Annotated in this window: 15 protein-coding genes; 10 read left to right on the top strand and 5 right to left on the bottom strand. The window is 40.0% G+C overall.

Annotated elements, in window-relative coordinates; all coding sequences use genetic code 11:
• Position 1: 1 nt before the first annotated feature.
• From N473_RS20285 to N473_RS20275, 3 genes are all read right to left on the bottom strand, one after another.
• Positions 2 to 1,423 (bottom strand): PQQ-dependent sugar dehydrogenase, encoded by a 1,422-nt coding sequence (locus N473_RS20285; RefSeq protein ID WP_063369503.1) that lies wholly within the window; start codon positions 1,421 to 1,423, stop codon positions 2 to 4.
• A gap of 414 nt (positions 1,424 to 1,837) precedes the next feature.
• Positions 1,838 to 3,493 (bottom strand): alpha/beta hydrolase, encoded by a 1,656-nt coding sequence (locus N473_RS20280; RefSeq protein WP_063369502.1) that lies wholly within the window; start codon positions 3,491 to 3,493, stop codon positions 1,838 to 1,840.
• 153 nt (positions 3,494 to 3,646) lie between these two features.
• Positions 3,647 to 4,204 (bottom strand): hypothetical protein, encoded by a 558-nt coding sequence (locus N473_RS20275; RefSeq protein WP_063369501.1) that lies wholly within the window; start codon positions 4,202 to 4,204, stop codon positions 3,647 to 3,649.
• 358 nt (positions 4,205 to 4,562) lie between these two features.
• Between N473_RS20275 and N473_RS20270 the strand changes: the two genes are divergently transcribed.
• Positions 4,563 to 5,141: a DUF1353 domain-containing protein gene (locus N473_RS20270; protein ID WP_063369500.1), complete on the top strand. Its 579-nt coding sequence runs from the start codon at positions 4,563 to 4,565 to the stop codon at positions 5,139 to 5,141.
• 72 nt (positions 5,142 to 5,213) lie between these two features.
• On the opposite strand, the gene N473_RS20265 is transcribed toward N473_RS20270, so the two are convergent.
• Positions 5,214 to 5,636, bottom strand: coding sequence for a hypothetical protein (locus N473_RS20265; protein WP_063369499.1), 423 nt, complete (start codon positions 5,634 to 5,636; stop codon positions 5,214 to 5,216).
• Between the two features lie 235 nt (positions 5,637 to 5,871).
• On the bottom strand, positions 5,872 to 6,183 hold the full coding sequence (locus N473_RS20260; protein WP_063369498.1) for a hypothetical protein: 312 nt from the start codon (positions 6,181 to 6,183) through the stop codon (positions 5,872 to 5,874).
• 399 nt (positions 6,184 to 6,582) lie between these two features.
• Here N473_RS20260 and N473_RS20255 point away from each other — a divergent pair, with 399 nt between their 5' ends.
• The 9 genes from N473_RS20255 (at position 6,583) to N473_RS20215 (ending at position 14,711) form a co-directional block, all read left to right on the top strand.
• Positions 6,583 to 7,896, top strand: coding sequence for a M43 family zinc metalloprotease (locus tag N473_RS20255; protein ID WP_063369497.1), 1,314 nt, complete (start codon positions 6,583 to 6,585; stop codon positions 7,894 to 7,896).
• 169 nt (positions 7,897 to 8,065) lie between these two features.
• Complete coding sequence (locus tag N473_RS20250; RefSeq protein WP_063369496.1) at positions 8,066 to 8,305, top strand: hypothetical protein; 240 nt, start codon at positions 8,066 to 8,068, stop codon at positions 8,303 to 8,305.
• A 276-nt stretch (positions 8,306 to 8,581) separates the two neighbouring features.
• Complete coding sequence (locus N473_RS20245; RefSeq protein ID WP_063369495.1) at positions 8,582 to 9,328, top strand: hypothetical protein; 747 nt, start codon at positions 8,582 to 8,584, stop codon at positions 9,326 to 9,328.
• An 85-nt stretch (positions 9,329 to 9,413) separates the two neighbouring features.
• The gene (locus N473_RS20240) at positions 9,414 to 9,998 is read left to right on the top strand and encodes a GNAT family N-acetyltransferase (RefSeq protein WP_063369494.1); all 585 of its coding nucleotides are present in this window, start codon (positions 9,414 to 9,416) and stop codon (positions 9,996 to 9,998) included.
• A 357-nt stretch (positions 9,999 to 10,355) separates the two neighbouring features.
• Positions 10,356 to 10,766, top strand: a complete 411-nt coding sequence (locus N473_RS20235; RefSeq protein ID WP_039610773.1) for a YjfI family protein — start codon at positions 10,356 to 10,358, stop codon at positions 10,764 to 10,766.
• Between the two features lie 15 nt (positions 10,767 to 10,781).
• Positions 10,782 to 11,474, top strand: coding sequence for a PspA/IM30 family protein (locus tag N473_RS20230; RefSeq protein ID WP_063369493.1), 693 nt, complete (start codon positions 10,782 to 10,784; stop codon positions 11,472 to 11,474).
• 5 nt (positions 11,475 to 11,479) lie between these two features.
• Entirely contained in the window at positions 11,480 to 11,800 is a 321-nt protein-coding gene (locus tag N473_RS20225; RefSeq protein WP_039610775.1) for a hypothetical protein, read from the top strand.
• Positions 11,801 to 11,860: 60 nt separating this feature from the next.
• A complete protein-coding gene (locus tag N473_RS20220; protein ID WP_063369492.1) occupies positions 11,861 to 12,469 on the top strand; it encodes an OB-fold-containig protein in 609 nt (202 codons plus the stop codon).
• Between the two features lie 142 nt (positions 12,470 to 12,611).
• Entirely contained in the window at positions 12,612 to 14,711 is a 2,100-nt protein-coding gene (locus N473_RS20215; protein WP_063369491.1) for an SPFH domain-containing protein, read from the top strand.
• The last annotated feature ends 77 nt before the right edge of the window (positions 14,712 to 14,788 follow it).

Here is a 14,788-nt window from a genome sequence, read left to right as displayed (position 1 = left end):
GTTATTTTACTGCACTGAGCGCAACGACCTTGCTTTGGTTACTTTTACGGTCGTTGATAGTAATAAATAACTCCCCTGATGGTGCAGTAACGACGTCTCTGATCCGCCCCAGTCCTTTTAATATGATCTCGTCTTCAATCACACGGTTATTTTTAATTCTAAGACGATGTAGTTGTTTTTTCGCTAGGCTACCGACGAATAAATCGCCTTGCCAATTTTTAAATTGCTCACCGGTATAAAAATTCATACCCGCAACGGCAATAGAAGGGGTCCATTGGTGTACAGGGAGCTGCATTCCTGGTAAGTCAGTATGTTGCGTGATTGGAGAACCATCGTAATTCATACCATATGTTACTGTTGGCCAGCCGTAATTCACCCCTTTGGTAATGAGGTTTAGTTCATCGCCGCCCCGTGGTCCATGTTCTGTGGACCACAATTGACGTGTCTGAGGATGGATCACAAGACCTTGTGGATTACGGTTACCATAAGTCCAGATAGTCTTGATACTGTCTTTTTGATTGTAAAAGGGGTTATCTTTGGGAATGCGTCCATCTTTGTAAATGCGATGCACTTTGCCATTTTGCGTTTTTAAACTTTGCGCATCATCTTGATGGCCCTCATCGCCATTGGTAAAGAAAAGATAGGGTCCGTCAATCGCAAACCGAGAACCAAAGTGCCAGCCCCTATTTTTGTGGGTATGATTTGGTGCTTCAAACAATGTTTGTTGTTCTGCCCACTTACCATCTTTAATTTTGCCTCTCACCACAGCCGTGATACCAATGTCTTTGCCTGAGGCATTTTGGCCTGTTTTTTTGCTGTATGACAAATAAATCCAGCCATTTTTTTCATAATTAGGATCTGGCAAAACGTCCAGTAAACCGCCCTGTCCGCGATGCCAAACATCTGGAGTATTGGCAATTTTTATACGCTTTCCTTCAGGAGATTGGAGCCACAGTTCTCCTTCTCTAAGCGTGTATAATAAGCTTCCATCGGGCAGAAAATCCATCGCCCAAATTATACCGCTCGTTGAAAGGACTTCTCGGGTATTGACGTTATGAAGGTTTGTCTTAAATTGTTTACTTAAGGTTGGTGTCTGTATTTTTGCTGTGTCGACGTTGTAACTTGTCTCTCTTATATAAACTACTAAAGTACGGATAGTTTCTTCAGATAGTGCGTGTCCAAATGCTGGCATACCACGGTCAAGAATACCATGTGTTATCGCTTTGGTTAGCGCGTCATCTGAGCCATCACTTATCCATTGGTTATCTAATAATGAGCTTGCCATCGCTCCTTGCAACTGCGCACCATGGCATGAGGCGCAATTGTTTTTAAAGACTTGCTCTACTTTTTCATTTGCTGATACGGCAGTAATCATCGCATTAGCTGCGATGAAGATACTCGCTAAATAGTTCATCGTTTTCATTGTTATACGCACATATTTTACTCACATCACCCAGAGTATAAATGCTAAGGAAAAATATAGAACGGTTTATACGATGAGTGAGCCGGTATTTTGTAACGCAAAGTAACATTATGCTATCCCATCGCTGAAAATATAGGGTTATTTTATCTCTCACTTGTGCAATCGAATGAAGAGAAGGCAGCCACTGAAAATAAGCGCCTAAACATTCTGATATGCCAAAAGGTAACCATGTAAACGAATCAAACACGCTCTAGAGCGCTGGTAGTTGTGACTCGAAAAAACATATTCTTGGGGTCGTAAACATGACCACTTGTTGTCAGCAATGCAAACAAGTGAACAACAAGGCGGCAAGTGATGACAAAGGCGCCTAACTGACGCCTTGATTGAGTATTATCTCAAGCGTAACGTGTTATCTTAAAAATCAGCTAAGCGCATGAAGGTATCACTATGGGCTTTAAATAGCGCTGGGTTTTCGCGCTTTAATTGCTTCAGTGATTCAAGAGTTATTGCTTGTGCACGACCTTCATAGGCATCATTAGCACCAAATAACACCTTACTTTCAAATGCAGATAAGTTGAAACTTAGTCCATTGAGGTGCTCAATGCAGTCTGTATTGGGTTGTTCCCATATATTGTTTAAAAAACTCTGCATCACATCGACCCCACAGTTGTTGCCTGTATCAGTATCTGCGGGTGACTCGAAAATAACCGCATGAGCTGTTTGAGGAAACTCGACATAGCGTTGATTAACATTGGTAAATGTACGCATAAAATCATATGCATAGCTATGTGGTGTTTGCGGATCTAAGTCTCCGTTCAGAACCAAAGTAGGCATGTAATGATGGACGCTTTGATATACAAATTGGTTGTTATATTTATTACCCCAAACTCCTTTTTGAATATAACGCGCGTACAGCAAGTCGGAAGGAATACATGACACTGCATCTTTACAGAACTCGATGCGCTCTGTAAGTGATCGTTGCTCGTGGCTGATCTCGTTATGTACAATCAGGCTCGATAGGACTTGAGAATAGTTAAGTGGATGTTTTGCTTTGATTTCAAGTAGTTCACGACCGACGCCTTCAAAGAGAAATTGGTGTAAGTTATTCAAGGCAATCACATCATCTTCATTACAACGAGCTAGCCGATAATACGTTGGCATCAATACGCCCTCTACAGAACGCATTAAAAGTAAAGTCGACAGTGTTTGCAAAGCACCTTGGTTAAACTTGGTGGCGCTACAATGTGATTGTGAGTAGACCTTGTTTAACAGTTCTTTGATGGCTTTTGCTGAGTTATTGCCAAGTTTACTTTGGCATAGCGGATCTTGGTTGCAGTATTGCGCTAATTCATCAAAGATAAAATTAAAGTTCTCGTCCCACAAATCAAGGCTAAATCCTTTGGATGGCACAATGGAATCAAGGATGAGTGCTTGTGCGCCTTGGGGAGCAACTTGTGTAAACCTTTGCGCCCATAGCGTGCCATATGAGGCCCCATACACATAGGTAGGAAGCCAATTCGTTGTTTTACTCTTATCTATTGAGTAGGCTAAATCTTTGGCTGCGCCTGTGGTATTAAAGTGAAACAGGTTGTCTTGCCATGTTTGATGCAGTGCGTCGTAACATGCTTGTTGATACGCTGCGTAGTCGCCTTCAAATTGATTTGGGCAAGCTAAATGTGTCGACCACCCAACACCTCTATGCTCAAGAATATACAGATCATAATCTTGCTTGTACTGGGCGAGGGTCGTGTCGTAGTGCGTTGCGTAAAAGCTGGCGGAATAACCAGGACCACCTTGTAAAAACCATATTTGGCCTTTAGGATGTGGGTTTTTAGCTGGGTATTTTGAAACCAATATATCGATGAGTTGGTCATTTGGTTTATCCCAGTTAACGGGGACTTTTGCGAATGAACATAGATTTCTATTATCTGGCGTTTTAAAAGTCGAAGGGCACTCACCCCAATTAAAATTTACGTAGCGATTAAACTCAGAGCTATTTGCGTCTGCATATGCTTGAGTAGCACATCCAAACAACGACATACCGAGTAATGCAGTTTTGACCTTATACATGAGAATCCTTTTTTGTATTTTGTAATAGGACGAGTACGATTTAATAAACTCGTCCTATATATAAATGTATATTTTTTGTAAAAATAACGGCGGGTGTGTTTTATTTTTACTCAGGTAGGTCGCTGTGTAACTCATTTATAGGGCGCTGAGCCCCTAGCTGTGGTTCAGAAAGTCCAATGCAAAGGTGTTTGGCCCATCTGTGGTGTGGTAATGACCTGTTTGCAGATTTTTTCCACGAATAAAGAACTCGAAAAGAGCAGAACGCAAAGATAAATCCGTCAATGGGTGGCCAGCTTCAATATGATATTGAATAATAGCTTTGCGCTTATTTGTTAAATTTACATTGGCCAAAATGCGGGGTTCTGTTGATTGCCCTGCGTTGATTGTTTCTAGGTTTACCATATAGTGTGGCACAAATATGATATCCGCAAATTCCCAGATCGGGTCTTGCATCTCTAACTCTAGTGTCAAGACTGTACTTGCATTGGGTGTTCTGTCTTCAAAAGAAATATTTGGATAAACCTGTAAGCTGTGTAAAAACGCCTTGTCATGGCTGCATGGGTCTAGCTTGACTAACCAATATTTGTCATCGGGTTTAATCAGCTCACGATATTGCAAAAATGCAGTTTTATCCTGCCACAGTGTTACACTGTCCGATGTGTTAATAACGGGGTGTACACAACGGTATATTGAACTTCGAATGTCACTCATATATCTGTAATTTCTCCACTTTTTTAAGATTGTAACGCTTTTAAGTTGAAAGCGGAGGGCAGGGAGTGTCCGGTTAAATAAGGGGAGAAGCCGTAAAGGCAATTCTAAAAGTGACAAAATTTGGTATGTAAATAAAAAAATTAATAAAATCTTGTATTATTAAATTTAATGTTGTTTTAACGTTGACATAACACACTGAGTATCCCTAATATAGGTCCTCGTTGAGGCGCAAGTTGCAGCCATATTAGGGGCACCATAACAACAATTAAAACCCCTACTGACCATACTGTCTTTTGCACAAAGAAGGTGTGGTATCCCATCAAATAATAACAACAAGGGATGGTATTACTTGCTCAGTATGGCAACTCCAATTTGGAGTTGCCATCGTTTTTCTCACACGTTGAATACATTTCAAATTGATAGTCATCTCATAAAACTGACACTTAAACGTGCATTAATAGCTTCAGAACTCACTTTATTGGCCGTAGTTATGGACGCACTGAATTTAAAGCCTGCACGTATTTCACATTCAAATAAATTAAATAATGCCTATGAATTGGTCGAAGACTTTGCATATGAACATGATTGCAAAGTGCATTGGGTGCCTAAGTTTTTCCAATATGATGGTGCGAGCATCCCTAAAGTTGCATATTACCTCGTCGGTACGCCGTTTAACCCAAGGTATATGCAAGCTGCGCTTGTACATGATTGGTTATACCATACACATGAGCTAGATAGGGCGGTCGCAGATCACCTGTTTTACATCATGTTGTGTCAGTCTGGCGTGCGGCATTCGACAGCCACTATTATGAAGTGTGCGGTTGAACTATTTGGCAGGTGGTATTGGCACAATGATGCTGCTGATATCGCGTATAAAGAGGAGCTAGAAGGGTTGATATTGAAAGACGGAAGAAACCCAAGTGTTTATGGATTATAGCGCTTTTATCTTGCTGTATTGAGCTCAGCACCGACATAGACGAATAGGTCGGTGCTAATCGTGTGCATTCCTTTACTTGGATTGCAAATCACTTTCTAGATTGGCTTTGGTTTGTTTTATGTTTAAGAAAACCAGACCAATGATCCCTGTCATGGCTAAGCCTGACAATAAAAACGGATCCATTGCGATGTGTTCATGAAACTTAAATTTACCAGCTGATATGGATTTCCATCCCATGAAGTGTTGGTTAGCCGCGACAACTGCGCCAAAGAAACCGATAACCAGTGCTATATATTTAGAAATCCAATGCGATGCGCTTGGAAGTAGCAAAAGAATACCCAGCAATCCAATTACCGTACGTTGCGTCCTGCAGTATGGGCAAACGTATACGACGCCAGCGAGCTCAACAGCCCATGCGGCAATGCTGATAATAATGGCTGCAACAGCGACAAATTTACTATATTTGATGTAAGTTTCTAAGTGATGTGGTGACATTTAAATACCTATAGGTTATGAAGCTTATTCTATCTTCATGGTTATTACTGTTATAGTGTAACATTTTAACTGAGTCTATGGTAATTTTATTGCTCTGGGTTATTAAGTGGTTGGAATATTAAATTCTTAAAGTTGCCGTGACTATTTTTCTCGTTTTTTAATTTTTTGTTTATCTATAGTGACTTTGGTATGTTCAAATAAGGCCAGACGCTTATCTGGCCTAGTGTCAGTAAACTTAATTATTAATGTAGCAAATAACAAGCTCATCTTTAGGGTTATCTTGTGTATCTTCTACTAAATATTTAGCTTGGATACTATTTTGGCATGTACACATATCGTAATGACTGGTCAGGTATGGTCTGCCATTTTCGTCTTTGTCTGATTTTGTCACGCTACATGTTGGTTCTCTCCAGCGAGCATCCCAACCACTTTTGCCAAAAGCGACGATTTTTATTTTATTAGATAGCAATTGTGCGTTTAATTGTTCAGGAGTTGCAGACGCATTAAAAGCGCAAAGTGCTAAAAGACAGGTAATTAATTTTTTCATTGTTCATCCTTAATAATTAACCATGTAGAGCTATAACTCTACAGGTGGGGTATTTTATTCTCAAAATAATAAATGGCAAGTGTTTTTATTCCTTCATGTTTTGCGCGAATGTCAGCAATATGGGCCTAATGAATTTATATGAAAATATTGAGGTCTTAATGAAATTAAATTTAATAAGTCGCTGATCTTGATGGGTAATAATTGCTTTTTCTACTTTTAGGTTTGGGAATTGATTTGAATTATAAATGTGATGATTCAACAAAGCTGTTTTGATTAAAATTTAAATACGTAATAAGTAACCAGGTGCGTTACAACAAATAACAAATTTTAATTTGGTTGTTTCTATAAACTTGGTTATTGTTGTTAATTAGCCGCATTTTTAATTTAAGGATAAGTTTAATGTGCAATATCAAATCTATACTTTTCATCCTATCATCTTCTCTTTTATCAGCATGTGGAGGGAGTAGTTCATCTGATTCCCCAGGATCATCAATTCCAACACCTGAGCGCTATTTAGTCTCGACATCATTTAATGATGGCGGTGCAATTACTCCACTTTCTTTGAGAATCAGTGGCGATGGGTCAAAAGTATTTAAGATTGAGTTAGAGCAAGGATATGAACTGGCCAGTATCTCTGGATGTGGAGGTCTGTTAGACGGTTATAATTTTAGCGTCGGGGGTATAGATAAAAATTGCACCATCGAAGCGACATTTAAGCCGATTCAATATACTGTTAAAGTACAGACATCATCAGGGGGGTGGGCCGCACAGCCAAGCTATCAGGTCGTTCACGGAGGAAAGATCGACTTTACTGTTAATCCAAATAGTGATCATTATATTGAGTCTACAACAGGATGTGGTGGTTACCTTGTTGATTTAAAGTACACAATTGACGCTGTAGTTGCCGATTGCACTGTGACTGTTGCTTTTAAAAGTCACTTTCCGCTACCTTCAGAGGGCATTGAACGGATCCGGTTACCTGTTGTTGTACACGTGTTAGAAAATGAATATGTGGAGATCAGTGACGAGCAAATTATGTCGCAAATTGAGGTGACAAATAAGCACTTTCGGGGGATGAATTATAATGAGCTTGAATCAATCGATGAGCAATTTAAGCCATATATAGCAGATACCGGGATCCAGCTTTACTTGGCGTCTCATGATCCAAACGGTAACCCCCATTCCGGCATAAACCGTAAAGTTGCGAATCTAAGTGTTATTAGTGCTGAACATGCCTATGCTAAGTCAGAAAAAGGTGGAATTGACGTGTGGCCAACCGATCAATATCTCAATGTTTGGGTTGGCTATGCGCGAGATTTCAATGGGACGCTCGGGTTGGTGGGCAGAGCAAATATACCTGGTTTGGTGGAAGATAGGGTAATGGGTGTGGTGGTAGCGCACACGGCATTTGGGGTTATTCAGCCAAGAGAGCCAAGGTTTGATGAGGGTAAAACATTTACACACGAATTAGGGCACTTATTGGGGTTAATTGGACACACGCACGGTATGCCAACCGATAAGAATACACATAGTCATTTGACTTGTGATGGTAAGCATTCAACGAGCTGCAAAAATAGTGATTTGTCTATGAGCTTTATGAATTCTGAAGTGGATGATAACGGTCAACGTATGTTTTCAATAAGCCAACGCCAAGTGATGGTTGAGTGGGTTACTTCAGGGCCTTTACAACCATTGTATTTAAATACTCAGTAACCTCTTTACGTTTATCAAGTTCGGTCACGTGTTTTAGTGGCTTGCTTTTACTTTGATGAAGGGAGTTGCGCAGATTAAACTTGCTACTCGTGTAATAGTTTGTAATAGTTGGGTTACAAGGACTTTTATATAGTTATGAGTGTTGAATAACTCAGAATAAAGATGTGCTATGGATCAGAAATTTATTGAACAAATTAAGTATGAAGAGCGTGATTCTCAATCGTGTGAATATGCTGGGTCAAACAAGCACTATATTAATGCGACATTACTTTTGGACGAAAATAGTGCATCGGATGAAGATCGAACAAAACTCCTGACGCAGCTAAACTTGTACCGTCATTCTGCATCTATCGAGATAGAAGAGGTGGCTGATGGTGTATTTAATATGCGGTTTGCCTTATTAAATTAATAACTTTGTCTGCATTGAGTGATTAAACGATCACGCCATACCTCCTCCATATTGCCAATTCAAATGAATTCTTACCTGTCATGTAAATTTAATGTTTACATTATAGGTATTAGGCTTTAGATTAATATCTGAACAAGAAGCATAAATTTTGCCTGCGCTGAATTTGATATCACTGTGATTAAGTCAATACGTTTTTGCTTTATTGGCGAACATAAAGTGATGCGTTGTATTATAGGTAAAGACAAAAAGCCGGGATAGAGAGGGAAGTTGGTTGTAATGCATAATGGTCAATATCGTATTTATTTTAAGAGTCAGGTAGCCACTTCTCAAAATGATTGTGCCACTTCCGTGGAGTGTGGTTATATTATTGGTGTTGAGTCTACTGAATCCGGCAATCTGACTGTCACATTTATGCAAGGGTTTGATAGTTTTTTGGCGACCTTTGTTTATCCTGAAAAGCATATTGCGTTCTCTCCTGAAGTAACGGAGGGGATTTTTGAGTTTATTGTTTTTAATGATCCTGATTATGGCATGTATTTATCTCAAGAAAGTTTGCCAGACAAGCGTTTGTTAGAAATTATAAACCATGTTGTTTCTCTCGGTAATTACACTTCACAAGATGTTTTCCAATTAATACAAACTCACATCATTCGAGATATTTCTATCATCGTTTTAAATGAGTTAGAAGAGGTCAAGCGTGATATCCACGATAATCAGTTGGTTGAGCAAACTAAAAACAGAGCAAGGTTAGTTAAAAGTGAGCAAGGACAAGCTGGTTGTAGATTTTCGTCGTTAGAAATGAAAAAGATCGTTGGAGAGCAGCTCGAGGGCGATTTCGCAGCGCTGCTGGCTGATGCTTGGGAAGCGGTGCACAATGAAACGTCTTATCTAAATACTGGCATGCAGTACCTATGTTATGAATTAGATAATAATAATGGCCTTGCTTATCATGAATTTGATTATCAATCTTGTACACCCAAGCAACATAAGCATATTATCAGAAAGGTTATCCGCATAGATTAATTCAGGTTGTTCCTTTTTAAGGTGCTGTTTCTCATTTTTATATCCTTTATAATTGAATAAAGTGTTCAATGAAAGGAGTTTAAATATGTGGTTAACAAGTGAGGCGCTTGTCGGTGAGCTCGTTGTTTTGGAACCATTGTTAGCTAGCCATTGTGATGAGTTAAAAGAAGCTGTAAAGGATGGCCAAAGTTGGCAACTTTGGTACGCAGCAGTGCCAGCGCCAGAGGACATGCAAGCGTATGTTCATAAAGCGATAGCAGCAATGGAACACGGGGAAATGGCATATGTTGTGAAAACTAAACATGACGGAAAGGTGGTTGGGACAACCCGTTTTTATGACGTAAAAGAAAAGCATCGTCGAGCATCCATTGGCTATACTTGGTACTCAGATTCTGTAAAAAGAACAGGCGTTAATACTGAAAGCAAATACTTACTTATGTCTCATCTTTTTGACACCAAAGGCGCGTTCTCATTAGAGTTTAAAACACACTTCTTCAATCAAACTTCTCGATCCGCAATAGAAAAACTAGGTGCAAAGTTAGATGGTGTGTTACGAAGCCATCAAGTTATGCCTGATGGTTCAATCAGGGACACTGCTATCTATTCGATTTTGTCTCATGAATGGCCTGCGGTGAAAAATAATTTAATTGCCAGATTACGAAGCAATTAATATTTTTAGGAGTGACGAGGCTTGTTCGTTGCTCCATAAAGATTTGTACCTTTCGTTAATACTCACCAACTTTAAAACCACATCGCTTTTTTACAACCATAAATGATTTTTATAAGGTGTTGTTATTTATATGAATATCTTAATTTTACCTCGTATAAAATAGCTGTTATAAATAGCGGCCATGTAGTTTTTACTCTTGGGCATCTCTTTTACAGCGTAGGCAAGTAAACTTGCGTTTTTTTCAAAAATGCTATTGACATATTATGTCATGACGTGCAAATCTAAAGTTGTTAACTCATAAAAACAGTTCGGCTTTTACTTACGGAAAAAGCCAATTAGATATAAGGAATCTGTTATATGGAATTAAATGAGCTTTCCCTCAAACTTTCTCAGTATGAAACTGAAGGTGCCAGTTTTGAATCCTTTTTTATCAACAATGTTGGACAAGACGTTCTACAAGTCATTGTTGATGGAAATGACGAACTTCCAATTTTTGTTACTCGAACAGAAGAGCAAATTCTGTGTATATGTTATTTGTTTTCAGAGCAAGAAATAACTGCACAAAAGCAAGCTGAATTAAACGATACGCTACTGCGCCTAAATGTACCTATGCCATTAAGCGCATTTGCAAAAATTGATAACAAATACGCAATTTTTGGTGCGCTTTCTACAAATTCAACACTTGAGCAACTTGGCCATGAAATCGTTACTTTATCTGCCAATTCGATAGATGCGTTAGATGCAATTAGTGATTATTTGACCGAATAATAAGGAGTATTAAGCATGAGTATTTTAAAAAAGTTATTTACTGCGGTTAAGGGTGGTGTAAACGAAGTAGGCGAAGGCATTGTTGATGCCAATGCAATCCGTATTTTTGAGCAAGAGATCAGAGATGCTCAAGCTGCTTTAAACGAGGCAAAACGAAGCTTGACAGAAGTGATGGCAAAAGAGATACAAACTTCACGTGCTATTAAAAGCCTTGATGAAGAGATTGGTAAGCACGAGACGTATGCTGCACAAGCACTAGACAAAGATGAAGAAACCTTAGCACTTGAAATTGCAGGAAAAATAGCTGAGTTTGAACAAGAAAAATCAGAGCAGCAACAAGTGCTGAATACATTTTCGACGAATGTGAGCAAACTTAAAGAACAAATTAAGCAAGCGGAAAAAACCATTGTTGAAAATCAACGCCAACTGAGCATGGTTAAAACCACAGAAAGCGTGCAAAAAGCAACCATGGCAGTGAACGATACAATGGCTTCAGGTGACTCTGCAATGACATCAGCAAAGCAGTCATTGGAGCGCATCAAACAGCGACAAATGGACAGACAAGATCAACTCGATGCGGCACAGCAATTAGTTGATGAAAGCAATGACAAATCACTTAATGATAAAATGCGCGCTGCTGGAATTGGTGAAGAAGCAACAAAGGGTGCCGACGTACTGGCTCGGATCCGAGCAAAACAAAATAAGTAACACGGATGAGTGAAAATAAAAAAACTTGGCAAAAGCAAGAAAAGGCGGTGAGAGCCACGCAACTTGCTTTTGACTTAAGCTCCGAAGTGCAAAAGTTTATTAAGAAAAATGCAATTGATGAGGAGCTCACGCCATCGGATATGATCCGCCGGATCCTTGGGTTGGAAATCAAATCAAAAAAAACGCGCCAAAGGCTTAGTTTTAATCTAAGCGATGAGGAAATAGGGTTGCTGGCACAGCGTTTTGACATTCCTGACGGTGATAAACGTATGGTAAAGCAAAAGGTTGCTGATTTGCTTATCCAACATGTGAAAGATAGCAAGTAGCACATTTTAAAGAGTACACGTGGTTTGAATAGCCCTTAACTCATAGGAACACAATAGATTATGGACTTTCTCAATACTATTTTTACTTTTCCCACCGTGGTGTTTACCACTTTATTACTCATTGTCATTATTTTTTGGCTAATTGCGCTGTTGGGTTTTGCTGATATCGATATGCTTGAAGGTGACGTTGAGCTTGACGTTGAAGGCGGAGGCGACTCCTTTTTTCAAATGGGATTTGGTGGTGTACCGCTGACTATTTCAATTAGTTTAGTGGTGCTTATTAGTTGGGTTGCAAGCTTCTATGCACATCAGCTATTTGCTTATGCATTAGGTGATGGCGTGATGTTTTACCTGCTTGGCGGCGCGATGATGCTTGCTTGTTTAGTCGCGTCTATTCCTTTAACCGCTTTATTGGTTAAACCTTTAAGACGCTTTTTTGACAGTAAAGAGGCGGCATCTAAAAATGACTTTATTGGTCTTGAATGTGTGATTGCGACGAGTAAGGTCACTGACCAATTTGGTCAAGCAAAAGTTCAGTTTCAAGGCACTGAGCAACTGATAGAGGTGAGGTCAGATGAGGAGGGGGTGTTCGCACTTGGAGATGTTGCGCTACTCATTGAACACGATACAAATAGAAACAGTTACTTGGTTGTTGAAAAACCTTGGTAATCATCACGAATAAAGTCGTTAAAAAAATTTAATCAACTTCTCACATTTCCAGCATGGTAATTGGGGAAAATATACCATGGCAGCTCTACGTGAAAACAAACATAGCCGTGGTTTGGAATAATTATAAAATTTAGGAACACACATGGAATTTTTAGATAATCTAGGACCAATTTTAACAATCGTGGGCGTAGTTATCGCCGTTATTTTTTCGATTATTTTAATCGTGGGGAAGTTTTATCGAAAAGTGGATCAAGGGCATGCGCTCATTATCAATAAAATGAAAAACGAACCCGATGTCACGACAACAGGAGGGATTGTTTATCCTGTTATTCATAAAATGGAAGTGATGGACATCTCAACTAAGCGCATGGTGCTTGAGCGTCGAGAAAACAGTGGCCTTATTTGTAAAGACAATATTCGCGCCGACATTGCAATTACTTTTTATATTCGCGTCAATGAAAATAAACAGGATATCTTGCGTGTAGCGAAGCAAGTTGGCTGTGCCCGCGCTTCTCAGCCTGAGACATTGCAAGAGTTATTTGAAGCTAAGTTCTCAGAGGCGTTGAAAACAGTGGGTAAGCAAATGAATTTTGAGGAACTGTTTACACACCGCAATCAGTTTAGAGATGCAATTAAAGAAGTCATTGGTCAGGATTTATCTGGTTATACACTAGAAGACGTTGCGATTGATTACCTAGAGCAAACGTCTATTCATAAGCTAGATGAGAACAACATTCTGGATGCCGAAGGGATCCGTCGTATTACTGAAAAAACAGCAGAGCAAAACGTTCAAACCAACCAACTGAAGTGTGATGAGCAAGCGCAAATAGAGATCCAAAACCAAGCTGCGTTAGAGAAGTCATTGGAAATTGAGCGTCAAAAAGAAGATGCGAAAGCAAAGCAGCAGCGTGAGATTGAGACGGTACGTGCAAGAGAGACTGCTGAAGCTGAGCGGGTGAAGCAAGAAGAGCGTTTGAAGTCGGAAGATGCGCGCTTAAAAGCGGATGAAGCAATTGAAATTGCTGAACAAAATAAGCAGCGTGAAATTGACATCGCTGAGCAAAACCGTCTTCGTGTACTGGCCATTGAAGAAGAAAAAGTGGCGCGCTCTCGCGAAATTGAAGTGATTGAGCGTGAGAAAGAAACAGAAGTCATGCGCATTAATAAAGAAAAAGCGCTTGAAGTAGAACGTAAAGAAATTGCTGAGGTATTACGTGACAGAGTAGCGGTTGAGAAAACGGTTGCAGAAGAACAAGAGCGTATTAAAGATGTGCAAACATTGGCAGCCGCAGAGCGAGAGAAAGAAGCGATTGTGATTAAAGCCAAAGCAGAGGCTGAAGAAGCACTTGTCAAAGATATTGAAGCGGCCAAAGCGCAAGAGCAAGCGTCCGAGTTCAAGGCGAGAGAGCTTGAAAAAATGGCTGAAGCGGAGCTGCGTATCGCAAATCAAACGGCTGAGTCGAAAAAAGTGTTGGCGGAAGCGGAACGTGCAGAAAAAGCGGCAGCTGGTTTAGCTGAAGCCGAAGTCACCAAAGCAAAAGCAGAAGCAAACGCGCTGCAAGGTGAAACGGAAGCACAAGTATTGCAACAAAAACTGGCGGCAGAAGCACAAGGTAAACGTGACATCGGTTTTGCAGATGCTGAAGTTCAGTCAGCAATGGCTGAGGCAATTGAGAAACAAGGTGAAGCGGAAGCGCAGACACTTGAACGTCGTATGTCAGCAGAAGCAAAAGGCCTTGAAGAGAAGCTACAAGCGTTAAATGCGATGGATCAGTCGGCGCGAGATTATGAAAGCTTTACGTTGCAGCTTAACCAGCAAAAAGAGTTAATGCTTGCTAAATTAGAGGCTGAAAAAGACATTGCAGCGCATCAATCTGAAGTACTGAGTAAAACACTGGGTAGCGCAGATATCAACATCATGGGTGGCGATGGTCAGTTCTTTAATCAGTTTATGAAGGCTATCACACTCGGTAAGTCAATTGATGGCTTAGTGGGTGAGAGTGATACAGTTCAAACCTTATTTAAAGATCATTTAAATGGGGAAAGAAATATCATGGATGACCTAAAAGGTGTTTTAAGTGGTGCGAATGCGTCATCAGAAACGATGAAAAATGTCGCAATGAGTAAGTTTTTTAGTCAGTTAGGAAATAGTAGCGATGCTGAGAAGCAGCAACTTTTGGCGTTACTTGGTAGTACGTTAAACGGTAGCTCAAAGCAAGTTGAGTCAAACGAGCAGAGTTAAGCGTCGATTGAAATGACTAACAGAGCATGCGTTCTAGCATGCTCTTACCTTTCTAATTACCCTCCTTGTATAACAGG

This window comes from Pseudoalteromonas luteoviolacea CPMOR-1, assembly GCF_001625685.1.
Lineage (GTDB): Bacteria > Pseudomonadota > Gammaproteobacteria > Enterobacterales > Alteromonadaceae > Pseudoalteromonas > Pseudoalteromonas luteoviolacea_K.
Note: the sequence above shows the minus strand (reverse complement) of the source record. Positions and strands in the feature narration are given on the sequence as shown.